This window comes from Roseomonas mucosa ATCC BAA-692 (genome assembly GCF_000622225.1).
Classification (GTDB): Bacteria; Pseudomonadota; Alphaproteobacteria; order Acetobacterales; family Acetobacteraceae; genus Roseomonas; species Roseomonas mucosa.
Window position 1 is genome coordinate 86,182 of record NZ_JHWD01000001.1, and the last position, 23,916, is coordinate 110,097.

At 71.7% G+C, this 23,916-nt stretch carries 20 protein-coding genes; 13 read left to right on the forward strand and 7 right to left on the reverse strand.

Annotated elements, in window-relative coordinates:
- Positions 1 to 7: 7 nt before the first annotated feature.
- The 6 genes from BT98_RS0100455 to BT98_RS0100480 all read left to right on the forward strand — a co-directional run bounded on the left by BT98_RS0100455 (position 8) and on the right by BT98_RS0100480 (position 6,490).
- On the forward strand, positions 8 to 589 hold the full coding sequence (locus BT98_RS0100455; RefSeq protein ID WP_027297113.1) for a F0F1 ATP synthase subunit delta: 582 nt from the start codon (positions 8 to 10) through the stop codon (positions 587 to 589).
- A 2-nt stretch (positions 590 to 591) separates the two neighbouring features.
- Positions 592 to 2,124 (forward strand): F0F1 ATP synthase subunit alpha, encoded by a 1,533-nt coding sequence (atpA, locus tag BT98_RS0100460; RefSeq protein ID WP_019463001.1) that lies wholly within the window; start codon positions 592 to 594, stop codon positions 2,122 to 2,124.
- Positions 2,125 to 2,153: 29 nt separating this feature from the next.
- The gene (locus tag BT98_RS0100465) at positions 2,154 to 3,050 is read left to right on the forward strand and encodes a F0F1 ATP synthase subunit gamma (protein ID WP_019463002.1); all 897 of its coding nucleotides are present in this window, start codon (positions 2,154 to 2,156) and stop codon (positions 3,048 to 3,050) included.
- 54 nt (positions 3,051 to 3,104) lie between these two features.
- Positions 3,105 to 4,532: a F0F1 ATP synthase subunit beta gene (atpD, locus tag BT98_RS0100470; RefSeq protein ID WP_019463003.1), complete on the forward strand. Its 1,428-nt coding sequence runs from the start codon at positions 3,105 to 3,107 to the stop codon at positions 4,530 to 4,532.
- Between the two features lie 4 nt (positions 4,533 to 4,536).
- A complete protein-coding gene (gene atpC / locus BT98_RS0100475; protein ID WP_019463004.1) occupies positions 4,537 to 4,950 on the forward strand; it encodes an ATP synthase F1 subunit epsilon in 414 nt (137 codons plus the stop codon).
- 388 nt (positions 4,951 to 5,338) lie between these two features.
- Positions 5,339 to 6,490 (forward strand): endo-1,4-beta-xylanase, encoded by a 1,152-nt coding sequence (locus tag BT98_RS0100480; RefSeq protein ID WP_037249541.1) that lies wholly within the window; start codon positions 5,339 to 5,341, stop codon positions 6,488 to 6,490.
- A gap of 404 nt (positions 6,491 to 6,894) precedes the next feature.
- On the opposite strand, the gene BT98_RS0100485 is transcribed toward BT98_RS0100480, so the two are convergent.
- The 7 genes from BT98_RS0100485 to BT98_RS0100515 form a co-directional block, all read right to left on the reverse strand.
- Complete coding sequence (locus BT98_RS0100485; RefSeq protein WP_019463006.1) at positions 6,895 to 7,377, reverse strand: RNA pyrophosphohydrolase; 483 nt, start codon at positions 7,375 to 7,377, stop codon at positions 6,895 to 6,897.
- On the reverse strand, positions 7,374 to 8,504 hold the full coding sequence (locus BT98_RS22700; protein WP_019463007.1) for a divergent polysaccharide deacetylase family protein: 1,131 nt from the start codon (positions 8,502 to 8,504) through the stop codon (positions 7,374 to 7,376). Before BT98_RS22700 ends, BT98_RS0100485 begins: the two co-directional genes overlap by 4 nt.
- A 525-nt stretch (positions 8,505 to 9,029) precedes the next feature.
- A complete protein-coding gene (locus tag BT98_RS0100495; protein WP_026033545.1) occupies positions 9,030 to 10,421 on the reverse strand; it encodes a S41 family peptidase in 1,392 nt (463 codons plus the stop codon).
- 46 nt (positions 10,422 to 10,467) lie between these two features.
- Complete coding sequence (locus BT98_RS0100500) at positions 10,468 to 11,784, reverse strand: murein hydrolase activator EnvC family protein (protein WP_147292447.1); 1,317 nt, start codon at positions 11,782 to 11,784, stop codon at positions 10,468 to 10,470.
- A 60-nt stretch (positions 11,785 to 11,844) separates the two neighbouring features.
- Positions 11,845 to 13,374, reverse strand: a complete 1,530-nt coding sequence (gene gpmI / locus BT98_RS0100505; RefSeq protein WP_027297115.1) for a 2,3-bisphosphoglycerate-independent phosphoglycerate mutase — start codon at positions 13,372 to 13,374, stop codon at positions 11,845 to 11,847.
- Positions 13,375 to 13,512: 138 nt separating this feature from the next.
- Entirely contained in the window at positions 13,513 to 13,776 is a 264-nt protein-coding gene (locus BT98_RS0100510; RefSeq protein WP_019463275.1) for a DksA/TraR family C4-type zinc finger protein, read from the reverse strand.
- A 109-nt stretch (positions 13,777 to 13,885) separates the two neighbouring features.
- Entirely contained in the window at positions 13,886 to 14,947 is a 1,062-nt protein-coding gene (locus BT98_RS0100515; protein WP_019463276.1) for an MBL fold metallo-hydrolase, read from the reverse strand.
- A gap of 261 nt (positions 14,948 to 15,208) precedes the next feature.
- Here BT98_RS0100515 and BT98_RS22705 point away from each other — a divergent pair, with 261 nt between their 5' ends.
- From BT98_RS22705 to BT98_RS0100550, 7 genes are all read left to right on the forward strand, one after another.
- Positions 15,209 to 16,066: a TVP38/TMEM64 family protein gene (locus tag BT98_RS22705; RefSeq protein ID WP_019463277.1), complete on the forward strand. Its 858-nt coding sequence runs from the start codon at positions 15,209 to 15,211 to the stop codon at positions 16,064 to 16,066.
- A 162-nt stretch (positions 16,067 to 16,228) separates the two neighbouring features.
- A complete protein-coding gene (locus tag BT98_RS22710; protein ID WP_019463278.1) occupies positions 16,229 to 16,900 on the forward strand; it encodes a sigma-70 family RNA polymerase sigma factor in 672 nt (223 codons plus the stop codon).
- Between the two features lie 5 nt (positions 16,901 to 16,905).
- Positions 16,906 to 17,397 (forward strand): hypothetical protein, encoded by a 492-nt coding sequence (locus tag BT98_RS25810; protein WP_155985191.1) that lies wholly within the window; start codon positions 16,906 to 16,908, stop codon positions 17,395 to 17,397.
- A 2-nt stretch (positions 17,398 to 17,399) separates the two neighbouring features.
- Positions 17,400 to 17,933, forward strand: coding sequence for a periplasmic heavy metal sensor (locus BT98_RS0100535; RefSeq protein ID WP_019463280.1), 534 nt, complete (start codon positions 17,400 to 17,402; stop codon positions 17,931 to 17,933).
- A 176-nt stretch (positions 17,934 to 18,109) separates the two neighbouring features.
- Complete coding sequence (locus BT98_RS0100540) at positions 18,110 to 19,444, forward strand: efflux transporter outer membrane subunit (RefSeq protein WP_079253431.1); 1,335 nt, start codon at positions 18,110 to 18,112, stop codon at positions 19,442 to 19,444.
- Positions 19,445 to 19,458: 14 nt separating this feature from the next.
- On the forward strand, positions 19,459 to 20,772 hold the full coding sequence (locus BT98_RS22720) for an efflux RND transporter periplasmic adaptor subunit (protein ID WP_037249483.1): 1,314 nt from the start codon (positions 19,459 to 19,461) through the stop codon (positions 20,770 to 20,772).
- A complete protein-coding gene (locus tag BT98_RS0100550) occupies positions 20,769 to 23,912 on the forward strand; it encodes an efflux RND transporter permease subunit (protein WP_019461085.1) in 3,144 nt (1,047 codons plus the stop codon). The genes BT98_RS22720 and BT98_RS0100550 overlap by 4 nt, the downstream gene beginning before the upstream one ends.
- Positions 23,913 to 23,916: the final 4 nt, after the last annotated feature.

Sequence of the window (23,916 nt, forward strand, 5' to 3'; positions counted from 1 at the left end):
AACTCACGTGGCCTCTGACGCGACCACCGTCTCGCCCGACGCGCCCCGCGCTACCGGACTCGCGCAACGCTACGCGCAGGCGCTCCTCGACCTCGCCCGGGAGCACCGCTCGGTGGACCAGGTCGCGGCGGATATGGAAACCCTCCAGGCGCTGTGGCGCGACGACGCGCCGTTCCGCGCCTTCGTCTCGGACCCCCGGCTGGATGCCGCGCAGCAGCAGAAGGGCGCCTTCGCGGTGCTGGAGCGCGCCGGCATCTCCGGGGATGTGCGCAACCTCGTCGGCGTGCTGGTGAACAACCGCCGCCTCGCCGCCCTGCCGGAAGTGGCCGCCTCCTTCGCCCTGCTGCTCGCCGAGAGCCGGGGCCAGCAGACGGCCGAGGTCACGACCGCCCATCCGCTGAACGACACCCAGCGGAACCAGATCGCAGCCCGCCTGACCGAGGCGGGCTATTCCAACGTCCGGCTGGTCGAGCGTCTCGACCCGTCCATCCTCGGGGGGATGATCCTCAAGATCGGCTCCCGCCTCTACGACACATCCATCAAGTCCAGGCTCCAGCGCCTGAGCTACGCCATGAAGGGGGCCGCCTGAACATGGACATCCGTCCCGCCGAGATCTCCGAGATCCTCAAGAAGCAGATCGCCGGCTTCGATTCCGAGGCGAACGTTTCCGAGGTCGGCACCGTGCTGACCATTGGCGACGGCATCGCCCGGGTCTATGGCCTGCAGAACATCATGGCCGGCGAGCTGGTGGACTTCCCCGGCGCCGGCGTGAAGGGCATGGCCCTGAACCTCGAATCCGACAATGTCGGCATCGTGGTGCTGGGCGATGACAGCGCCATCCGCGAGGGCGACACCGTTTCCCGCACCGGCACCATCGTGGACGTGCCGGTGGGCAAGGGCCTGCTGGGCCGCGTGGTGGACGGCCTGGGCAACCCGATCGACGGCAAGGGCCCGATCATGTTCACCGAGCGCCGCCTGGCCGAGGTGAAGGCGCCGGGCATCATCCCGCGCAAGTCGGTGCACGAGCCGATGCAGACGGGCATCAAGGCCATCGATGCCCTGATCCCGATCGGCCGCGGCCAGCGCGAGCTGGTGATCGGCGACCGCCAGACCGGCAAGTCCGCCGTGCTGATCGACACCATCCTGAACCAGAAGCCGGTCAACCAGAGCACCGACGAGAGCAAGAAGCTCTACTGCATCTACGTCGCGATCGGACAGAAGCGCTCCACCGTGGCGCAGCTGGTCCGCACGCTGGAGGAGCAGGGCGCGATGGAGTATTCCATCGTGGTCGCCGCCACCGCCTCCGACCCGGCGCCGCTGCAGTTCCTGGCGCCCTACTCCGCCTGTGCCATGGGCGAGTATTTCCGCGACAACGGCATGCACGCGCTGATCATCTACGATGATCTGTCCAAGCAGGCCGTGGCCTATCGCCAGATGTCGCTGCTGCTGCGCCGCCCGCCGGGGCGCGAGGCCTATCCGGGCGACGTGTTCTACCTGCACTCGCGCCTGCTGGAGCGCGCGGCGAAGATGAACGACGACTTCGGCGCCGGCTCCCTGACCGCGCTGCCGGTCATCGAGACGCAGGCGGGCGACGTGTCGGCCTATATCCCGACCAACGTGATCTCGATCACCGACGGCCAGATCTTCCTGGAGACCGAGCTGTTCTACAAGGGCATCCGCCCGGCCGTGAACGTCGGCCTGTCGGTGTCGCGCGTGGGCTCGGCGGCGCAGATCAAGGCGATGAAGCAGGTGGCGGGCAAGATCAAGCTCGACCTCGCCCAGTATCGCGAGATGGCGGCCTTCTCGCAGTTCGCCTCGGACCTCGACGCCTCCACCCAGGCCCTGCTGGCCCGTGGCGCGCGCCTGACCGAGCTGCTGAAGCAGCCGCAGTTCTCGCCGATGCCGGTGGAGGAGCAGGTGGTGTCGATCTTCGCCGGCACGCGCGGCTACCTGGACCGGATCGAGGTGAACAAGGTCACCACCTTCGAGGCGCGGATGCTGTCCGAGCTGAGGGCGGCGCAGCCCGGCATCCTGGAGGCCATCCGCACGGAGGGCGCGATCTCCAAGGAGACCGAGAACAAGCTGACCGCCTTCCTCGACGGCTTCGCCAAGTCCTTCTCCTGACGCGCGTTTAAGAGGAGGAAGCAAGGCCGATGGCGAATCTCAAGGCCCTGCGGGCGCGCATCGCGTCGGTGAAGTCGACCCGTAAGATCACGCAGGCCATGAAGATGGTCGCCGCGGCCAAGCTGCGCCGCGCGCAGCAGCAGGCCGAGGCGGCGCGCCCCTATGCCGAGCGGATGGAGCGCATGCTGGCCTCCCTCGGCGGCGCGGTGGCGGGCAGCCCCGATGCGCCGAGGATGCTGGTGGGCAGCGGGCGCGACCAGGTGCACCTGCTGATCGTGGTGACGGGCGAGCGCGGCCTGGCCGGTGCCTTCAACACCAATGCGGGGCGCTTCGCGCGCAACCGCATCCGGGAGCTGGAGGCCAAGGGCAAGACCGTGAAGGTGATCACGGTCGGCCGCAAGGGCGCCACCTATCTGCGCCGCGACTTCGGCAGCCGCTTCGTCGAGGAGGTCTCCTACGCCCAGGTCAAGCGCCTGAGCTTCGAGCAGGCCGACGCGGTGGCGGCGAAGGTGACGGCGATGCTGGAGGCGGGCGAGTTCGACGTATGCTCGCTGATCTACAACCGCTTCCATTCGGTGATCTCGCAGATCCCGGCCGAGCAGCAGCTGATCCCGGCCAAGGTCCCGGCGCCTTCGGGCGACGAGGCCGCGCCGGCGGCCAGCAGCGACGGCGCGCTCTACGAGTTCGAGCCGGGCGAGGAGGCGCTGCTGGAGCAGCTCCTGCCCAAGAACCTGTCCATCCAGGTCTACCGCGCGCTGCTGGAATCCGCCGCCGGCTTCTATGGCGCGCAGATGAACGCGATGGACAACGCCACCCGCAACGCGGGCGACATGATCAACAAGCTGACGCTGAGCTACAACCGCACGCGTCAGGCCAACATCACCACGGAGCTGATCGAGATCATCTCCGGCGCCTCGGCCGTCTGATGCGGTCGCGAAGCGTGAATCGCATCAGCTGAAAAGCCTTGGGGAAAGCAGGACATGAAGAACAACGTCGGTAAGGTCACCCAGGTGCTGGGCGCCGTGGTGGACGTGCAGTTCCCCTCGGAGCTGCCCTATATCCTGAACGCGCTGACCACCAAGGTCGGCGACCGCACCCTGGTGCTGGAAGTCGCCCAGGAGCTGGGCGAGCGCACGGTGCGCTGCATCGCCATGGACACCACGGACGGCCTCGTCCGCGGCACCGAGGTGGTGGACACGGGCAAGGGCATCGTGGTGCCGGTCGGCGAGGGTACGCTGGGCCGCATCCTGAACGTGATCGGCGAGCCGATCGACGAGCGGGGCCCGGTGCCGCACCAGAAGTCCTATCCGATCCACCGCGAGGCCCCGGCCTTCGCCGACCAGGCGACGGCGGCCGAGATCCTGGTGACGGGCATCAAGGTGATCGACCTGCTGGCGCCCTATTCCAAGGGCGGCAAGATCGGCCTGTTCGGCGGTGCCGGCGTGGGCAAGACGGTCACCATCCAGGAGCTGATCAACAACATCGCCAAGGGCCATGGCGGCGTGTCGGTCTTCGCCGGAGTGGGCGAGCGCACCCGCGAGGGCAACGACCTCTATCACGAGATGATCGACGCGGGCGTCATCAAGCTCAACGAGGGCAACACCGAAGGCTCCAAGGTGGCGCTGGTCTATGGCCAGATGAACGAGCCGCCGGGTGCCCGCGCGCGCGTGGCGCTGTCGGGCCTGTCCATGGCGGAGTATTTCCGCGATGAGCAGGGCCAGGACGTGCTCTTCTTCATCGACAACATCTTCCGCTTCACCCAGGCGGGTGCCGAGGTCTCGGCGCTGCTGGGCCGCATCCCCTCCGCGGTGGGCTACCAGCCGACGCTGGCCACCGACATGGGGCAGCTGCAGGAGCGGATCACCTCGACCAAGAAGGGCTCGATCACCTCGGTGCAGGCCATCTACGTGCCGGCCGACGACCTGACCGACCCGGCGCCGGCGACGTCCTTCGCCCACCTCGACGCCACGACGGTGCTGAACCGCTCGATCGCCGAGCTCGGCATCTTCCCGGCCGTGGACCCGCTGGACTCCACCTCCCGCGCCCTCGACCCGCGCGTGGTGGGCGAGGAGCATTACCGTGTCGCCCGCGAGGTGCAGCGCGTGCTGCAGACCTACAAGTCGCTGCAGGACATCATCGCCATCCTGGGCATGGACGAGCTGTCGGAGGAGGACAAGCTGGTCGTGGCGCGCGCGCGCAAGATCCAGCGCTTCCTGAGCCAGCCCTTCCACGTGGCCGAGGTCTTCACTGGCACGCCGGGCGTCTTCGTGAAGCTGGAGGACACGATCCGTTCCTTCGCCGGCATCGTGGAAGGCAAGTACGACCACCTGCCGGAGGCCGCCTTCTACATGGTCGGCACCATCGAGGAAGCCGTGAAGAAGGCCGAGGGCCTGAAGCAGGCGGCCTGATCCCATGGCCGACACCTTCAACCTCGAGCTGGTGAGCCCGGAAAAGCTCCTGCTCTCCCGCCCGGTCGAGATGGTCACCATCCCGGCCTGGGAGGGCGAGATGGGTATCCTGCCGAAGCACGCCCCGATGATCGTCGCCCTGCGGGGCGGCCTCATCAAGGTGCGCGAAGGCGGGCGGGACACGGAAAGCCTCTTCGTGGCCGGCGGCTTCGCCGAGATCACGCCGGACCGTGTGACGGTCCTGGCCGACGAGGCCACGCCGGTCGCGGAACTGTCGCGCGCCGATGCGGAGAGCCGGCTGACGCAGGCCGAGGCGGAGCTGAACGCCGCCGCGGCGGAGAGCGAGGCGCTGCGCGAGAAGGCCTATGGCCGCGTTCTCGCCGCCCGCGCCATGCGGGATGCCGCGACGGCCGCCTGAACGCCCCCGCCCCGATGCGGGCGGGCGGAACCATGACAAGGGCCGGTTCCTTCGGGGACCGGCCCTTTGTTTATTGGCCGGCCTGCCGGGCATGCCTCTCCTTCGTGCATCGCAGATTTCGGGTGGAAGGCAGAAGTTACTCGCTTCATGATTGAAACGGTGGCTCCGGTCCCCTGTTCTAGGCGAGGGTGACTTCCTGGGCTTCTCCTGTCATGCCTGGGAGGGTGGTTGGCCTTCATCCCCATGATCCTATCGAGCGGAGCGCGGATGTGATGTTCAGGAGGACCGGCTGGAGGATGCGGGGGCGGATGATGCCGCCCATGACGGCATGCCCGGCGAAAACGGGGGCCGGCCGGACTCCGGCAAGAAGCCTGCCGGCCACGGCCCATTGCGCGCGAGCCGTCGCCTGAGCCCGCTTCCGGGGCGCCTGCACCGGCGGCGGCTGGTCGCCGCGGCCCTGGCCGGTGCCGGGCTGGGGCCGGCCCTGCTCCGTTCCGGGCACGCGCAGGAGACATTCCCCGGCCTGGGCGGGATCGCCCGTTCGCGGGGCTTCGGCTATGGCACCGCCGCGCAGTCCGCGATGCTGCGCGACAATCCGGATTACGCCCGCGCCTACCGCACCGAATGCGCCCTGCTGGTGCCGGAATACGAGGGCAAGTGGGGCACGGTGCAGCCCCAGGAAGGGAAGTTCGACTTCGGTCCCTTGGACGCCATGAGTGCCTGGGCCCGGCAGAACGGCAAGGCGATGCGCGGCCATGCGCTGATCTGGCACCATGCCGTGCCGGACTGGCTGGTGAAGGCGCTGGGCGAGGGGCCGCAGCGGGCGCGCGGCGTGATGGAGGCGCATTTCACCGCCGTGCTGGACCATACGCGCGAAAACATGCGGGACTGGGACGTGGTGAACGAGGTGGTCGCCGACCCTCCGGGCAGCGACACGCCGCAGGCCACGGGAGACCTGCGCGACACGCCCTGGCTGCGGGCGCTGGGGCCGTCCTATATCGAGCTGGCCCTGCGGCTGGCGCGGGAGCGAGACCCGACGCTGCGGATCACCCTGAACGAGTACGGGGTGGAGGAGGAAGCGCCGCACTGCCTGGAGAAGCGGCGGCGGCTGCTGGCCCTGGTGCGGCAGCTCCGCCGTGCCGGCGCACCGCTGGATGCGGTGGGGATGCAGGCGCATCTGCAGATGGACCGGCCCTTCAGCGGGCCATCCTTCACGGCTTTCTGCAAGGAATTGGCGGGGGAGGGGCTCCAGCTCCTGATCACCGAGCTGGATGTGCGGGAATCCTGGAAGGTGCCCGACGGCTATCCCGCCCGGGACGTCCTCGTCGCGGCACGGGTGAAGGAATTCGCCGAGGCGGCCCTGGCCGGGGGAGTGAAGACCATCCTGACCTGGGGGCTGATCGACCGTTATTCCTGGCTGGTCTCCGACCCCGGCGTGACGCGCAAGGACGGGCTGAAGCATCGCGGCCTGCCGCTGGACTGGGAGGGGGATCGCAAGCCCTTCTGGAACGCGCTGGCAGAGGCGTTCCAGGGAGCATGACGCCCTGGTTCGCGACGTTCCGTTACGTTTCGATTCCAATTTTTGGGGGCGGTTCTTTTGGCTGGCCCCGGGGGAGAGGCGCTGCCTCTCGCCCTGGACCCCCTCTCCGCCAGGGACCGAAGCCGGTCCCCGGACCCCGGGCCTGAGTTGGCTCTGGTGGTAACCGTTACCCTGCGGCCTGATCCCTGGGAGCAGGTGGAAGCGCGAGGCTCCTGAGAAAAAGAAAAACACCCTGTCCGCTCTGATGGCACTGGCAGTCCGCCGGAGAGCCTGGCTCTCCGGCGCGATCCGGCATCAGCGAGCGCCAGCGAACCGGGTCCAGGGCACGCAGTGTCCTGGCGGATAGGGGGTCCGGGGGAAAGGCGGCGCCTGTCCCCCGGGGAAGCGCAACGCCGGATCTGGTTTCAGCCGGCGAAGCGGGCGAAAGCGCGGGTCAGGGCCTCGTAGATCGGGCGCTTGAAGGGGACGGCGAGGCCGGGGAGTTCTTCCAGCCTCGCCCAGCGCCAGGCATCGAATTCCTGATGGGCATCGGCATCCAGGCGGATATCGGAATCCTGGCCGGTGAAGCGCAGGGCGAACCAGCGCTGTTCCTGCCCGCGCCAGCGGCCGCCCCAGACCTTGCCGATCAGGTGCTCCGGAAGGTCGTAGCGCAGCCATTCGTCGTGCTCGGCCAGGATCTCGGCCTTGCCGGTGCCGATCTCCTCGGCCAGTTCGCGCAGCACGGCCTGCCGGGGTTCCTCGCCTTCGTCCAGCCCGCCCTGCGGGAGCTGCCAGGCGCCGGCGGCCGCCTCCCCATGCGGCTGGTCCGCGCGGCGCGCCACCAGCACCAGCCCATCGGCGTTGAAGAGCACGGCGCCGACATTGGGGCGGTAGGGCAGGTCGCTCATCGCGCGGCACTTTCCTTCTGCGGGATCTCGGGGCGGCGGAGGATGGCGGTGACCGGCGCCAGCACGATCCCCCGCTGTTCCAGCCCCGTCGCCCAGCTTGTAATACGGTCCAGCAGCACGGGCGAGGCATCGCCGGCCACGCCGAGGGCCGATCCCCATTCCTTGGCGACGCGTTCGAGCTCCTGCAGGCGGCGCTCCACGCCCTCGCGCGTCGCGGGCTCGTCGATCACCACATCCGCAGTGCGGCCCCAGGCGCGATTCCCATTGGTCGCCTCGGGCCGCGGGTCGAGATAGAGCAGGCCGCGATCCCGCAGCACGTCCTGCACCCCGGCCAGCAGTTCCGGCGCCTGTGCGAAGCGTTCGCCGCGCATGCCGCCCAGGGCGCCGACAGCGCCGACATAGCCCTGCAGCCGGGTCAGCACCCAGCGCAGCCGCTCCGCGTTCTCGGCGGCCGGAAGCGTGGTGAGGAGGGCGCGGGGCCCCGGATCGTTGGACGGATAGCCGGCGGGTTCCAGCGGCAGGGCCACCAGCGCCTCCATCCCCCGGGCGCGGGCGCGGTTCAGCAGGGGCTGGAGGTTCTGGGCATAGGGGCTGAAGGCGAGGCCGGTCGTGGGCGGCAGGCGGCGGATGGCCTCGTCGCTCAGCGCCGCATTCAGGCCCAGGCCGCCGACCACGATGGCGATGCGTGGCCGCTTCTCGGCACGCGGGAAGGCGCGGCCATAGGCACGGATCGAGGTCCGCCCATCCGGCGCCACGCGGGGCAGGGCGCCCAGGCGGGTGGCCTCCAGCATCTGCGGGTCCGGCGGCGGGATCGGACCCGGCGGCCCCTGGCTCTGCTGGGAGGCGGGGTCCTGGAGGTCGGTCAGAGTGGCGGCCGGCGGGGCGGGGGCAGCCTGGGCAGCGGCCACGATGGCGGCTGGTGCATCCGGCGCGGCGTCCGAAGGGGGCCGCGGGGTGGCGTCCCGGTTCGCCTCCAGGGAGGCTTCCTGCGGCGGCGGGCCGAGATAGGCGAGCGTGCCCAGGCCCAGCAGGGTGGCGGTCAGGACGAGGCCCCAGAAGCGCCTCAGCCAGGTCCAGCCATTGTTCCATTCGCCGGCTTCCGGGCCGCCAGCCACCGCCTCGCGCATGGTTTCCGTCCGTTCGCCCTCGCCCGGAAGGCCGGGATGCTGGGGCGCATCGGGGCCGGTCCAGGGCAGATTTTCGGCTTTCCGCGGCGGGTCATCTGCCGCGGTCTCTCTTTTTGAGAGTATCCTCAACAATGAGGGCATTTCCAGGCAAGTCCGCCGGTTTCCAGAATTTTATGGCGTCTGTGTCGTTTATGCCCGGTAAACGCCCGCATCGCGACAGCCGGAAGTTGCAAGGATGCCGCTCATCCATGCGAAGAGGGTAGCGGACCTTTGCTGGCATGAGCGGGCGGCTTCAGGGGACCGCGAGGGGTTCTTCCGGTAGCGAGGGGCCGGTATCCCCTGCCGGCGCGGCGGCACGGGTCCCGGAGAAAACGGCCTCGGGCCGGTAGTCGCGAAACCCGTACCGGGGGAGGCATCGCTCTGCCCGGTCCGCTTTCATGGCCGGGTCATCCGGGTGCGAGAGCCTCCCGCACCCGGATGGGAGCGGTCGGGTATCCTGCCGCGGCTTCCGCCGCGGCCGGTGGGTCAGCGGCTGGCGCGCCGCTGCGCCGGGGCCTGCTGCGGCGTGGCGGCCATGCCGCGCACCAGGACCAGGGCCTGCTGCAACTGGAAATCCGTCTCCGGCTTGGTCGGGTCGAAGGCGGGGGCGCCCTCGGGCGGCGTGTGCTGGATGCGGTCGAGCAGGCTCTGGGACAGGTTCAGCGGCGGCAGGGGCGCGACCGGGGTGGCGGCGGAGCCATCGGGATGCTTGAGGGCATGGCGGAGATCGGCCTCGCGGTCGCGCTGGGCGGCATCCACGCGCTGGCCGAGCACCTCCACGTCCGGCTCGATGCCGGTGGCCTGGATGGAGCGGCCGGAGGGGGTGTAGTAGCGCGCCGTGGTCAGCCGGATGGCGCCATTGCCGGGCAGCGGCATGACCGTCTGCACCGAGCCCTTGCCGAAGGACTTCACGCCCAGCACCACGGCGCGGCGGTGATCCTGCAGCGCGCCGGCCACGATCTCGCTGGCCGAGGCGGAGCCGCCGTTGATCAGCACCACGACCGGAAGGCCGTTGGTGATGTCGCCGGCGCGGGCGTTCCAGCGTTGCGCGTCCTCGGGGCGGCGGCCGCGGGTGGAAACGATCTCGCCCTGGTCGATCAGGTCGTCGCTGACCTGGATCGCCTGGTCGAGCAGCCCGCCGGGGTTGTTGCGCAGGTCGAGGATCAGGCCCTTGAGCCCGTTCGGCGCCTGGGTCTTGAGCTGCTGGAAGGTCTTGCGCAGGCCGGGATCGGTCTGCTCGTTGAAGGAGGTGAGGCGGATATAGGCGATGTCGTTGCCTTCGAGCCGCGCCCGGACGACCTGCGGGCGGATCACCTCCCGGGTCAGGCTCAGGTCGATGGGCGTGGTCACGCCCTCGCGCCGGATGGTCAGGCGGATGGAGGAGCCGCGCTCGCCCCGCATCTGCTCCACCGCGTCCTGCAGGCTCATGCCCTGGACGGAGGTGCCGTTGAGGTTGGTGATCAGGTCGCCGGGCTTGATGCCGGCGCGCTGGGCGGGCGTGTCGTCGATCGGCGAGATGACCTTGACGTAGCCGCCTTCCTGCGTGACCTCGATGCCGAGGCCGCCGAACTCGCCGCGCGTCTGCACCTGCATGTCGCGGAAGTTCTTCGCGTTCATGTAGGAGCTGTGCGGGTCGAGCCCTTGCAGCATGCCGTTGATGGCGTTCTCGATCGCGTCGCGGTCGTTGACCGGATCGACGTAGTCGGCCCGCACGCGCTCGAAGACGTCGCCAAAGAGGTTGAGAAGCCGATAGGTGTCCGCACGGCCGGAATCCTGCGCGAGCGCCGGCACCACCGTCGAAGTCACCACGGGTCCCGCGACGGCCCCCGCGACAAAGGCCACCGCCACACCCGTTGCTGTCCGGAACTTGCGCCGCATCCGCCCGAGGCTCCCCGAGACAAGGTAAATTCAGAGAAGGCGCCCGCTATCCCGTGCGGCCGTTGCCGGCCAGCCAGGGTCGCGGGTCCACCGCCCGTCCCCTGCGCCGGAGTTCGACGTAGAGGCTGGGACGCCCGGAAGAGGGACGTCCCATCTGCCCGACCGCCTCGCCCGCCGAGACTTTCTGCCCCACCCCGGCGTCCAGGCGATCGAGACCAGACAGGACCACATGGTATCCGTCACCGCAATCCATGATCAACAGCAGGCCATAGGAACGAAATGTATCAGCGAAGGCCACCTGCCCGGAGCAGGGGCTGACGACGCGGGCGCCGGGCGGGGTGGACCAGGTCTGGCCGGTGGTGCCGTCGGCGCCGAACTGGGAGACGACGCGGCCGGCCACCGGCAGGGCGCGGCCGCGGCCGCGGGGGATGGCGGGGGCGGAGGGCAGGGCGGCGACCTGCTCCTCGTCCTCCCGGTTGCGGCGGGCGGCGCGGCGGGCGTCGTCGCGGGTCGCCTGGGCCGCCGCCTGGCGGGCGGCTTCCTCGCGGGCGGCCTTCTCCTTCGCCTCGCGCTCGGCCCGGGCGGCGGCCTCGCGCTCCAGCCGGGCGATGGCGCCGCGCAGGTTGCCGGCCCGGGCGGCGAGGCCCGCGGCACGCTGCGCCGCCCGTTCCTCTGCCCGGTCGGCCTGCCCGCGCGCGGTGCGGGCCTCGGACAGGCTGGCCTCCACCGCCTGGGTCGCGGCGCGGGCGCGGTCGCGGGCCTGGGCGAGGTCCGCGCGCCGGGCGGCGGCGCGGGCCAGGGCCTGCCCGGTTTCCTCCCGGGCGATGCGGTAGGCGGCGGCTTCCTCCGAGAGGCGGCGGCCCAGGCCGCGCAGCACCAGGGCGCCACGCAGCGCCTCCTCCGGCGGCACCGGCAGGGCGAGCAGCGTCTCGGCCGGCCAGGCGGACATGCGGCGCATCGCGGGCAGCAGCGGCGCCAGCCGGGCCGACTGTTCCCGCAGCGAGGCCTCGGCGGCGGCCACGTCCGCCTGGGCGGCGTCCAGCTGGCTCTGTGCCTCGTCCAACGCATCCTCGGCCGCGACGGCGCGGCGGCCCAGCTCGGCCCGTTCGGCGGAGAGGCGTTCCTCGTATTCCCGGGCCTCGCGGGAAGCGCGGGCGGCCGCCTCGGCGACATCCTTCGCCTGCGCCGCCTCCTGTTCCGCCCGGTGCAGATCCTCGTGGCCGGGCGGGCGTTCCGCCGCCCTGCGCGGCGCGGCGGCGAGGGGCGTGGCCGAGGCGGGCGCCACCAGCAGCGCCAGCGCGGCGGCCCGCAGCCGGGCCTTCCAGCGGGACGGGAGGGGGCGCGGCGGGGCAGCCAACGGCATGGCCGCCCGCCGGCCGCCACCGGGCGGGGCCGGCGGCGGGGGGACGGGTGGCGCCGGCAATCAGCCCCCGGCCTGGATCAGCGTCTGGCCGGTCATCGCCTCCGGCTGCTTCAGCCCGAGGAGCTGCAGCAGGGTCGGCGCCAGGTCTGCCAGCCGGCCCTGGCGCAGCGTGCAGCCCTGGGGGCCGCCGAGCAGGATGACCGGAACCGGGTTGGTGGTATGGGCGGTGTGCGGGCCGCCCGTCGCCGGGTCGCGCATCAGCTCGGCATTGCCGTGGTCGGCGGTGACGAGCAGGGCGCCGCCCATGTCGCGGATGGCGGAGACGATGCGGGCGAGGCCGGCATCGGCGGCCTCGCAGGCCCTGATGGCGGCGGCGAGGCTGCCGGTATGGCCCACCATGTCGGCATTGGCGAAGTTCAGCAGGATCATGTCGTACTGGCCGGAGCGGATCGCGGCCTCGGCCTTCTCGGCCAGCTCCGGCTCCGACATCTCCGGCTGGAGGTCGTAGGTGGCGACCTTGGGGGAGGGGACCATGACGCGGTCCTCGCCGGGGAAAGGCTCCTCCTCGCCGCCGTTCATGAAATAGGTGACGTGCGGGTACTTCTCGGTCTCGGCCATGCGGAGCTGCTTCATGCCGGCGGCGGAGACCACGGCGCCCAGGATGTCCTTCATCGACTGGGGCGGGAAAAGGGTGGCGAGGAAGCGGTCGAGGTCGGTGGAGTACTGCGTCATTCCGGCGGCGCCGGCCAGCTTCGGCAGGCGGGGGCGGGAGAAGCCGGAGAATTCCGGGTCGAGGATGGCGTCCAGGATCTCGCGCACCCGGTCGGCGCGGAAGTTGAAACAGAGGAGGCCGTCGCCGTCCTTCATCCCGGCATAGTCGCCGATCGCGGTGGGGGGGATGAACTCGTCGGTGGTGCCGGCCGCATGGGCGGCGGCGATGGCCTCGGCGGCGGAGGCGGATTTCGGTCCCTCGCCCAGCACCATGGCGTTCCAGGCCTTCTGCACCCGGTCCCAGCGCTTGTCACGGTCCATGGCGAAGTAGCGCCCCGAGACGGAGGCGATGCGGGCGCCCCGCGGCAGTTCGGGCTCGAAGCGCTTCAGGAACTCCACCGAGCCGAGCGGGGTGGTGTCGCGGCCATCGGTCCAGACATGCACCGCGACGGGGATGCCGGCATCGGCGAAGACCCGGGCGAGGGCGAGGCCGTGGTCCTGGTGGCTGTGCACGCCGCCGGGGGAGAGCAGGCCGCAGAGCTGGAGGGTGCCGCCGCTGGCCTTGAGCTTCGCGATCAGATCGGTGACGGCGGGCAGGGAGGCGATGGAGCCATCCCCGACCGCCTTGGTGATGCGGGGGAGGTCCTGCATCACGATGCGGCCGGCGCCAATGTTCAGGTGGCCGACCTCGGAATTGCCCATCTGCCCGTCCGGCAGGCCGACATCATGGCCCGAGGTGCGCAGGAAGCTGTGCGGGCAGTTGGCCCAGAGCTCGTCGAAGCAGGGCGTATGGGCCTGGCGGACGGCATTGTCGGCCACTTCCTCGCGCCATCCCCAGCCGTCGAGGATCACCAGCATGGCGGGCTTCGGATGGGACATCGGGGCGCTCCTTCCGGTCAGGGTCCGGAGCGAAGGCTTAGAGCAGATCGCGCATGAACGGTATCCGGGGCGGAGGAGGTTGTGCCACCGGAATCACTTCGTCCCATGGGCCCTTTCCATCGGTCCCTCCGGCCTGGCCTACCGGAGCTGGCTGTCCTTGCTGCCGCGGCGGTTGAAGCCGATCTGCACCGGCCGGCGGTCTAGCGCCGACTGGCAGGCGACGCAGGTACGGACGCCCGGCAAGGCGCGGCGGCGGGCCTCGGGGATCGGCTCGTCGCATTCCACGCAGTGCGTCGGACCTTCGCCCTTCGGGATATGGGCGCGGGCACGCAGCACGCCATCCGTCACGGTGTCATCGATCTGGTCCTGCACCGCCCCGTCGGGGGCCCAGCCGCTGGCCATCGGGAACTCTCCTCCGGATCTGCCGAAAGCAATGGGAAATGGGAAGGAAGTGCCTGTTTTTCAAGGGCATCGATAGGGGCGGGCGGGAATGGCCACGCCGGGCAGGGCTTCAGCCTTCCGGCGTCTCGGCCGGGGCGAGGGGGCGGCCGAAGGCCTCGGCGGCCTCGGCCAGCATGCGCGCCTCCTGCCCGGCATAGCGGGCGGAGAAGTGGAAGGGCTCCAGCCGGCGGACCCGGGCGGCGCGGGCGATCTCCCCGGCGGCACGGGTGGTGAGGTGGCCGCGCCGGGCGGCCAGGGCGGCGTCCTCGGCGGCGAAGGCGGATTCCAGGAAGAGCAGGTCGGCCTCCCGCGCCAGCCGGGCGACGGTCTCGCGGTTCTCCGGCGTGTCGCCGAGATCGGTGCAGTAGCCGATGCGCTGGCCGGGGGTGACGGTGACGGCCTGGCGCAGCAGGCCCAAGGGGAGGGTGCTCGGCAGGGTGCGGGGCCCCTGGCCGCGGGCGAGGATGGGGATCGGATGGTCGTCCGGCGCGTTCTCCTGGACGGCGCGTTTCAGGCCGTTCAGCCAGGGGCCGGTGGGCAGGCCCAGCGCATCCAGCCGCTCGCGCCAGAGATTCACGTGGGACACTTCGCGCAGCAGGTAGCCGAGGCAGGGGGCGCCGTGGTGCGAGAGCAGCGCTGCCTGGATCTCCAGCCGGGGCAGGTGCAGGACGGTGCCGTCCTCTGCCACGCCCGCCTCGCCCGGCTCGGGGGCGAAGCCGGTGGAGAGGCGGAAGCGCGTACGGCGCCAGGGCAGCCCGCCGGCGGGGGCGGCCGGGTTGCCGGCGACCTCGGTGACCTCGAAGGCCAGTTCGGCGGCGTAGAGGCCGGCGAGGTCCCAGCTGTAGCCCTGGAGCTTGTGGCCGATGCGGGCGGCGATGCCTTCCGGCCCGACCAGGGCGAAGCGCTTCTCGCGCCCGACGAGATGGCGGAGCAGCGTGTCGAAGCCGATCAGGTGGTCCATATGGGCATGGGTGACCAGCGCCGCCTCCAGCCGCAGCAGGCGGCGGGGGGACAGCACGTGCAGGTCGCCCAGGTCGAAGACCAGCGCGCGGCGCTCGAAGGGCAGTTCGACATAGAGGGCGGGGTCGCCGAAGCGGCCGTTCACCAGGAAGGCATGCAGGGCAGGGCGCATCGGTGGCGGCGGGCGTATCAAGACCGCGCGGGCAAGGGAAGCCGGTTTGCGGTGGCCGGTTCCGGAGGCAGTGGAGGATGCGCCGCATCCTCCACTGCCTCCGGGGCGTTGCCGGGGGATGCGGAGATGTCGCCCGGAGGATGGGCCCAGCAACTGTCCTGAAGCGGGAGCTTCCGTGGGCGCACCCGTGAAGTCGCCCTGGGATGCATCCGGGGGCGAGGCCCGCGCTGCCCGGACGGCCTCTTCGCCCGGCAGCCCGCCATGACGGAGGGCCAGGACGATCCGCGCCCGGGGCAGCACTCCGCCCGCCCGCCCGGTGGCTGGCCCGGCCGGCGGCCCGGCGGCGCATGGCTGCGGCTCTGGCCGCTGGCGCTGCTGCTGGCCGGGGGCGTCCTGGCCTATGCGCTGGGGCTGGGGCGCTATCTCAGCCTGGGGGCGCTGGCGGAGTACCGGGAGGCACTGGCGGTCTTTGTCGAGACGCGGCCCCTGCAGGCGGTGCTGATCTATGTGGCGGCCTATGCGTTCTGCACGGCCTGTCTGGTGCCGGGCACCATCCTGACGCTGGCCGGGGGGTTCCTGTTCGGGCGCTGGCTGGGCGCCGGGCTGGCGGTGACGGCGGCGACGCTGGGCGGGTCGCTGCTCTTCCTGATCGTGCGCTCGGCGCTGGAGCCGCTGGTGCACCGCCAGATCGGACCGCTGGTGGAAAGGCTGCGGCCGGCGCTGGAGCAGGACGGGTTCTGGTACCTGCTGTCGTTGCGCTTCATGCCGGTGGTGCCCTTCTGGCTGGGCAATGTCGCCCCGGCCATGGTGGGAATGCGGCTGCCGGTCTTCGCCGCCGCCACCGCGCTGGGCATCCTGCCGGCCACGCTGGTCTATGCCTGGATCGGGGCCGGGCTGGCGGAGATCTTCGCCCGGGGCGGATCACCCGACCTGTCCGCCGTGCTGTCGCCGCTGGTGGGGCTGCCCTTCCTGGTGCTGGCGGGGCTGGGGCTGCTGACCGGCTGGTGGCGGGCCCGGCGCGGGGGCGACGGGAATGCCGCCACCGGGGAAGGAGAGGAGAGGCCGGCCGGACGCCGGAGGCGGCGGGTCAGGCTGCGGGGGCGTGGTTCCCGGCCCTGAGGCGGGCGTTGACTCTTCCTGGACGTTCCGCCGGGTGGCGGCTTGCCGGGAAAAGCCGCTGTCCGGGCGGGGTGGTGCAAAAAATGATGGTCCGGCGCATGGGTTCGCTCCGGTTGCACCGTATCAGGGATGACGCAACCGACCGGTCCCCCTATTCCACCCATGCTCAGCCTCACCCTTTCCGGCCGGATCGAGTCCCCCCTGAGATATTCCCCGTTCCGCCAAGCCGGGTCTGTCGCGAGGGACCAGGCCGCCGAGGTTCCGGTCCAGGAGCGGGACCGCGGGGCCGCGACGGACGAAACCCTGATCGCCTGGGCGGCGGCCGGGGACCGGCTGGCCTTCGACCACCTCTGCACCCGGCAGTTGCCGCTACTCTACGGCGCCGCCCTGCGCGTCACCGGCCGCCCGGCCGAGGCCGAGGAGGTGGCGCAGGAGGCGATGCTGCGCGCCTGGCGGGACGCGGCGCGCTTCGACCCCCGCAAGGCGAAGCTGTCCACCTGGCTCTACCGGATCGCCGTGAACCTCGCGATCGACCGCGCCCGGCGCCCGGGCGAGTATCGCGGCGGCGTGCCACTGGAGGAGGCATGGCTGCAGGCGGACCCGTCTCCGGACCCGGAGGCGGCGCTGGCGGCCCGGCAGGACCGGGCGGCGGTGGCGGCCGCGCTGCGGGAGTTGCCGCCCCGGCAGCGGGCGGCGCTGGCGCTCGCCTATGACCGGGGGCTGAGCGGGGCCGAGGCCGCGGCGGCGCTGGACGTGACCCAGCGTGCGCTGGAAGGTCTGCTGCGGCGCGGGCGTCTGTTCCTGCTGGCGCGGCTGCGGCGTGGAAAGGAGTGATGGCCATGGAGCTTCGCGATTTCCGCCGGCGGCTCGAAACCCATGGGGCCGGCCTCGCGCGCTGGCCGGAGGGCGAGGCCGTGGCGGCCCGGGCGCTGCTCGCCGCCTCCGCCGAGGCGCGGGCGCTGCTGGCCGAGACGCTGCGGCTGGATGTGGCGCTGGACGCCACGCCGGGCGGCGCCGCGCTGCCGCCCGACCCGGAGGCCCTGGCCCGGATGCGCGCGGCGGTGGCGGCCCGGGTGGCGCGGATGCCCGCCCCGGCGCTTTCCCCGGCGCTTTCCCCGGCGGCTTCCCCGGGGATGGGCGGGCGGCTGCGGGCCTGGTTCCGCCCGCTGCTGCCGGCCGGATGTGGTGCCCTGGCCATGCTGGCCCTCTGCGCCGTCTGGCTGGCGATCTCGCCGCCCAGCCTCAGCCTGCCGGGCTCCTCCGGCCTGGATGACGACAACGCCCTGATCTCCGCCACCCAGGTCCTGGCCCTGCTGGATACCGATTCCTGACGATGCGCCTTTCCATTCCTGTCCTGCTGCGGGCCGGCTTCGGCGCGTCGCTGGCGCTCAACCTCGTGCTCGGCGGGCTGCTGCTGTTCCGCGATCCGGGCGGCGGGCCGGCGGACCCGCGCCGGCTGGTCGCCCATATGGAACGCCTGCTGCCGCCCGGGGACCGCGAGGTCTTCCATGCGCGCATGGAGATGGGCTGGGAAACGCGCGACGCCGCCCGGCGGCGGCTTCGCGAAGCCTTTGCCGAGGTGCGGGCCAGCATCGGGCGCGAGCCCTTCGACCCGGCGGCGCTGCAGGCCGCGCTGGCCGCCACGCGGACCGAGGGGGCGGTGTTCGGCCAGAGTTTCGACACCAACCTGGTGCAGGCAATGGGCGCGATCTCGCCGGAAGGCCGGCGCCGGATCGCCGAGGACATGCCGCCCGGTCGCTCCCAGGGGCGGCGCGGCCGGGACGCCGGCGGCCATGGGCCCGGGGACCGGGCAGGGGATCGAGCCGGGGATCGAGCCGGGAATGGGCCAGGGGACCAGGACGATTGAGCGATTTCGCTGAGGCTGCGGGCGCGGCCGTGCGACCCGTCCAGGGTGCTCCGTGCCTTGTCTCCCATGAGGTTCCCCACGGGGTTGCCCAGGGGGGTCCCCAGGGGGTTCCCCAAGGGGTTACCCGGGGGGCTCCCCGCCGGGCGCTGCTGCTGCTCGCCGGTGCCGCCGCCGCCCTGGCCGCCTGTGGGCCGCGGCCCGGGCCGGTGAGCTCCGGCCTCGCCCTGCCGGACCGTTTCCGCGAGGCGGCCGAGACGCCGGCCGTCTGGCCCGCTCCGGACTGGTGGAAGGGCTTCGGCTCGCCCGAGCTGGACCGGCTGATGGAGGCCGCGGCGGCGGGGAACTTCGACCTGGCCGCCGCCGAGGCGCAGGTGCGGCAGGCCGACGCGCAGCTTCGGATCACCGGGGCCTCGCTGCTGCCGACGCTGGATGCCAGCGGGGATGCCAGCCAGACGCGCACCAGCGGCTATGGGCGCACCAGCACCTCGGCACGCTCGGTCAAGAGCCTGTCCCTCGCGGCGAGCTACGAGATCGACTTCTGGGGCAAGAACCGCAACGCCACCGAGGCGGCGCGGCAGACCGCGATCGCGCGGCGCTTCAATGTCGGCACGGTGATGATGACCACCCAGGCCTCCCTCGCGGAGACCTATTTCACGGTGCTGGAGGGGCAGGAGGAACTGCGCACGCAGCTCGACAACCTCGATGCCGCGAACCGGGTGCTGGCGGTGATCCGCGCCCAGGTGGCGGCGGGCACGGCCACGGGGCTGGACCTGGCGCAGCAGGAGACGGTGGTGGCGCAGCAGGAGGCGGCCGTGCCGCCGCTGCGCCAGACCATCGGGCAGAACATCAACGCCATCGCCACGCTGATCGGGCGGACGCCGGAGAGCTTCAAGGTGACCGGCGGGCGGCTGGACGAGCTGCGCGTGCCGGTGGCGGCGCCGGGCCTGCCGGCGGAGGCGCTGGCGCGGCGGCCGGACGTGCATCTGGCGGAGGCCAACCTCGCCTCGGCCAACGCCAATGTGGCGGCGGCGCGGGCGGCGCTGCTGCCCTCCGTGACGCTGACGGCGCAGGGCGGGTTCCAGACGCTGAACCTGGCCAACCTGGTGACGCCGGAGGCAGCCTTCTTCACGCTCGCCGCCGGGATCACGCAGACCATCTTCGACGGTGGCGCGCTGCGCGGTCAGGTTGCGCTCAGCCGGGCGCAGGCGGAGGAACTGGTGGTGGAATACCGCCGCGCCATCGTCTCGGCGCTGGTGGATGTGGAGAACGCGCTGATCGCCTTCCGTGAATCGGCCGATCGCGTGGAGCGGCAGGCGAATGCGGCTGCAAAGGCGCAGCAGGCCTACAATATCTCCGAGGCGCAGCTCCGCGCCGGGACCATCGACCTGATCACCCTGATCAACACGCAGCAGACGCTGTTCTCCGCCCGCACCAGCCTGGTGCAGGCGCGGCTCGCCTATTTCCAGGCCGCGGTGGGGCTGTTCCGCGCCCTGGGCGGCGGCTGGCGCTGAGACGAAAGATCCCCATGACACGGTCATCCTTCTCCCGCCTCGTGGTGCTGGTCGTCCTGCTCGCCGGGCTGGGCGGCGGTGGCTACTGGGCCTGGAAGCACTATCTGGGCGGCGGAGCGCAGGACGGCACGACGGCGGCCCGGAGCGGCGGGCCCGCCGCTCCGGGCGCGGCGCGGCGGCGCGGGCCGGGCGGCCCCGGACCCGGCGGCGGCGTGCCCGTGCCGGTCACGGCGGCGACGGCGGAGGTCCGGGACCTGCCGCTGACCCTGGACGCGCTGGGCACGGTGACGCCGCTGAACACCATCACCGTGCGCTCCCAGGTCTCGGGCACGCTGGTCGAGGTGGCCTTCCGGGAGGGGCAGGAGGTGCGGAAGGGCGACCTCCTCGCCCGCATCGACGACCGCACCTATGTCGCGGCGCTGGAGCAGGCCAAGGCCAAGAAGGCCTATGACCAGGCGCAGCTCGCCAATGCGAAGGTGGACCTGCAGCGCTACCAGGGGCTGCTCGCCGCCAACGGCGTGACCCGGCAGCAGGTGGACACGCAGCGCGCCCAGGTGGCGATGTACGAGGCCCAGGTGGCGCAGGACCAGGCCGCCATCGACAGCGCGCAGACGCAGGTGGACTTCACCGTGATCCGCTCCCCGATCGACGGGCGGGTGGGGCTGCGGCAGGTCGATGCGGGGAACCTCGTGCAGACCTCGGACAGCAGCGGCCTCGTGACCCTGACGCAGATGCGGCCGATCACCGCCATCTTCACCATCCCGCAGCAGGAGCTGGGGCGGCTGCTGCGCGCCCAGGCGGCAGGCAAGGTGCCCGTGCGCACCATCGCGGCGGGCGACGATCCGGGGGCGGAGGGCACGCTGCTGACCGTGGACAACCAGGTGGACAGCGCCACCGGCACGGTGAAGGCGCGGGCCGTGTTCCCGAACGAGGACAACCGGCTCTGGCCAGGGGCCTTCGTGAACCTCCGCATCGGCATCGAGACGGTGCCGGATGCCACGGTGGTGCCGCTGGTGGCCGTGCAGCAGGGGCCGGACGGGGCCTTCGTCTTCGTGGTGGGCAGCGACAGCAAGGTGGAGCAGCGCAGCGTGCAGCTGGGCCCGGTGACGCTGGCGGAGGCGGTGATCCGCCAGGGGCTGAAGCCGGGCGAGCGGGTGGTGACCTCGGGCGCGCTGCGGCTCAACCCGGGGGCCACGGTCTCGGTGGTGGACCCTGCCGCGCCCGCGCCGGAGGCACCGGCGGCACCCAGCGCGGCGCGGCAGGCCCGCCGGCAGGCGGAGGTCCAGGCCGGGGGGGCATCGGGGGCCCAGGCGGGGGCGCGCAATTGAACATCGCCGCGCCCTTCATCGCCCGGCCGGTGGCGACCACGCTGCTGGCCATCGCGGTGCTGCTGGGGGGCATCCTGGGCTATCTGCGCCTGCCGGTCTCCTCGCTGCCGGAGGTGGATTTCCCGACCATCGAGGTCAGCACGCAGCTCCCCGGCGCCTCGCCGGACACGGTGGCGCTGCTGGTTTCGGCGCCGCTGGAGCGGCAGTTCGCGCAGATCTCCGGCCTGACGGCGATGACCGCCGTCTCGGGGCCGGGGGTGAACCGGATCACGCTGCAGTTCCGGCTCGACAAGAGCATGGACACGGCGTCCCAGGACGTGCAGGCGGCGCTGGACGCGGCGCGGGGGACGCTGCCCTCCACGCTTCCCTATCCGCCGACCTACAGCAAGGTGAACCCCGCGGACCCGGCGATCGTCACCCTGGCGCTGACCTCCGACACGCTGCCCATCGCGCGGCTGAGCGACACGGCGGACACGATCCTGGCGCAGAAGCTAGCGCAGGTGAGCGGGGTGGGGCGGGTCAGCGTGCAGGGCAACATGCGCCCCGCGGTGCGGCTGCGCGTCGATCCGCAGCGCCTCGCCGCCTATGGCATCGGGCTGGAGACGGTGCGCACCGCCATCTCCAACGCCAACCAGAACTCGCCCAAGGGCACGCTGGACGGGGCGCGGCAGGCGGCGAGCATCCTGGCCAACGACCAGATCACCACGCCGGCGGAGTTCAGTGACGTCATCATCGCCTGGAAGGACGGCGCGCCGGTGCGGCTGCGCGATGTCGGCACCTCCGCCGAGGCGCTGGAGAACGACCGCAACGGCGCCTGGTTCAACGGCCGGCCCGCCATCCTGATCGACGTGCAGCGGCAGCCGGGCGCCAATATCGTGGAGACGGTGAGCCGCATCCAGGCGCTGATGCCGGAGCTTTCGGCCGCCGTGCCGGCGGGGGCGCGGCTGTCGGTCGTGTCGGACCGGACGGAAACGATCCGCGCCTCGGTGCACGAGGTGCAGCTGACGCTGGTGCTGGCCGTGGCGCTGGTGGTGGGGGTGATCTACCTCTTCCTCGGCAGCGGGCGGGCGACGCTGGTGCCCGCGGTGTCGCTGCCGCTGTCGATCATCGGCACCTTCGGCGTCATGGCGATGATGGGCTATTCGCTCGACAACCTGTCGCTGATGGCGCTGACCATCGCCACCGGCTTCGTGGTGGACGATGCGATCGTGATGATCGAGAACATCGTGCGGCTGATCGAGGAAGGGAAGAAGCCGCTGGAGGCCGCCTTCGAGGGCGCGCGGCAGATCGCCTTCACCATCGTCTCGCTCACCGTCTCGCTGATCGCGGTGTTCATCCCGCTGCTGTTCATGGAGGGCGTGGTCGGGCGGCTGTTCCGGGAGTTCGCCGAGACGCTGACGGCCGCCGTGCTGGTCTCCATGGTCATCTCGCTGACCCTGACGCCGATGATGTGCGCGCTGGTGCTGCGGCCGCATTCCCGGCCGGGGCTGGTGGCGCGCTGGGTGGAGGGCGGCTTCGAGCGGATGCGGCGCGGCTACGGCCGGATGCTGGCCGTCACGCTGCGGCACCAGGGGCTGACGCTGCTGGTGGCGCTGGGCACGGTGATCCTGACCGGCTGGCTCTATGTGGTGATCCCCAAGGGCTTCCTGCCGGCGCAGGACAACGGGCTGATCCAGATCACCACCGAGGCGCCGCAGGATGCCTCCTTCGCAAGGGTGGCGGCGCTGCAGCAGCGGCTGGCCGAGGTGGTGCGGCAGGACCCGGCGGTCGCCTCCGTCGCCGTCACCGCCGGGGCGGGGGCGACCAACCCGGCGCAGAACACCGGGCGCATCATCGTCGTGCTGCGCCCGCGCGACGAGCGCGACGCCACGGCGCAGCAGGTGATCGCGCGGCTTCAGCCGCGGCTGAACGCGGTGCCGGGCGGCATCGCCTATCCGGTGGCGGTGCAGGACATCCAGATCGGCGCGCGGCTTTCCACCACGCAGTACCAGTACACGATGACCGATTCCGACGCACAGCGCCTGGGCCTCTGGGCGCCGCGCGTGGTGGATCGGTTCCGCCGGATCCCCGGCCTGCGCGACGTGGCGAGCGACCAGCGCGACGACGGCATCCGCATCGCCATCCAGGTGGACCGGGACAAGGCCTCGCGCCTCGGCGTCAGCATGGCGAGCGTGGCCAACGCGCTCTACGACAATTTCGGGCAGCGGCAGATCTCCACCATCTATGGCCAGAGCAACCAGTACCGCGTGGTGCTGGAGGCCGCCGACCCGGTGCGCAGCGATCCGAACATGATCGGGCAGATCCGCGTCACCGGCAGCAGCACGAGCACCGGCGCGGCGGATTCCGATACCACCACGACGACCAGCGCGGAGGTGCCGCTGGCGGAGATCGCGAGCTTCGCCCGGATTCGCGCGCCGCTGCTGGTGACGCGGGAGAACCAGTTCCCGGCGGTGACGATCAGCTTCAACCTGGAGGAAGGGATGTCGCTGGGCCAGGCGGTGGAGGCGATCCATGCCGCCGAGGCCGAGATCGGCCTGCCGGACACGGTGCAGGGGCGCTTCGGCGGCGACGTGGCGGAGTTCAACACCTCGCTCGCCGGGCAGCCCTGGCTGATCCTGGCGGCGATCATCGTGATCTACATCACGCTGGGCGTGCTCTACGAGAGCCTGATCCACCCGGTCACCATCCTCTCCACCCTGCCTTCCGCCGGCATCGGCGCGTTGCTGGCGCTGGAGCTCTGGGGGCTCGACCTGTCCGTGGTGGGGCTGATCGGCATCATCCTGCTGATGGGCATCGTGAAGAAGAACGGCATCATGGTGATCGACTTCGCGCTGGAGGCGCAGCGCGAGCGGGGCATGTCGCCGCACGACGCGGTGGTGGAGGCCTGCCTGCTGCGCTTCCGCCCGATCATGATGACCACCGCCGCGGCGCTGCTGGGCGCGCTGCCGCTGGTGCTGTCCTCCGGCATCGGGGCGGAGCTGCGGCTGCCGCTGGGCGTGTCCATCGTCGGCGGGCTGCTGCTGAGCCAGCTCATCACCCTCTTCACCACGCCCGCCGTCTATCTGGCGATGGAGCGGCTGCGGGCCATGGTGGAGCGCTGGCGCGGGGCGGGCGGGACCTCCCCGGCGCCGGCGGAGTAGCGGG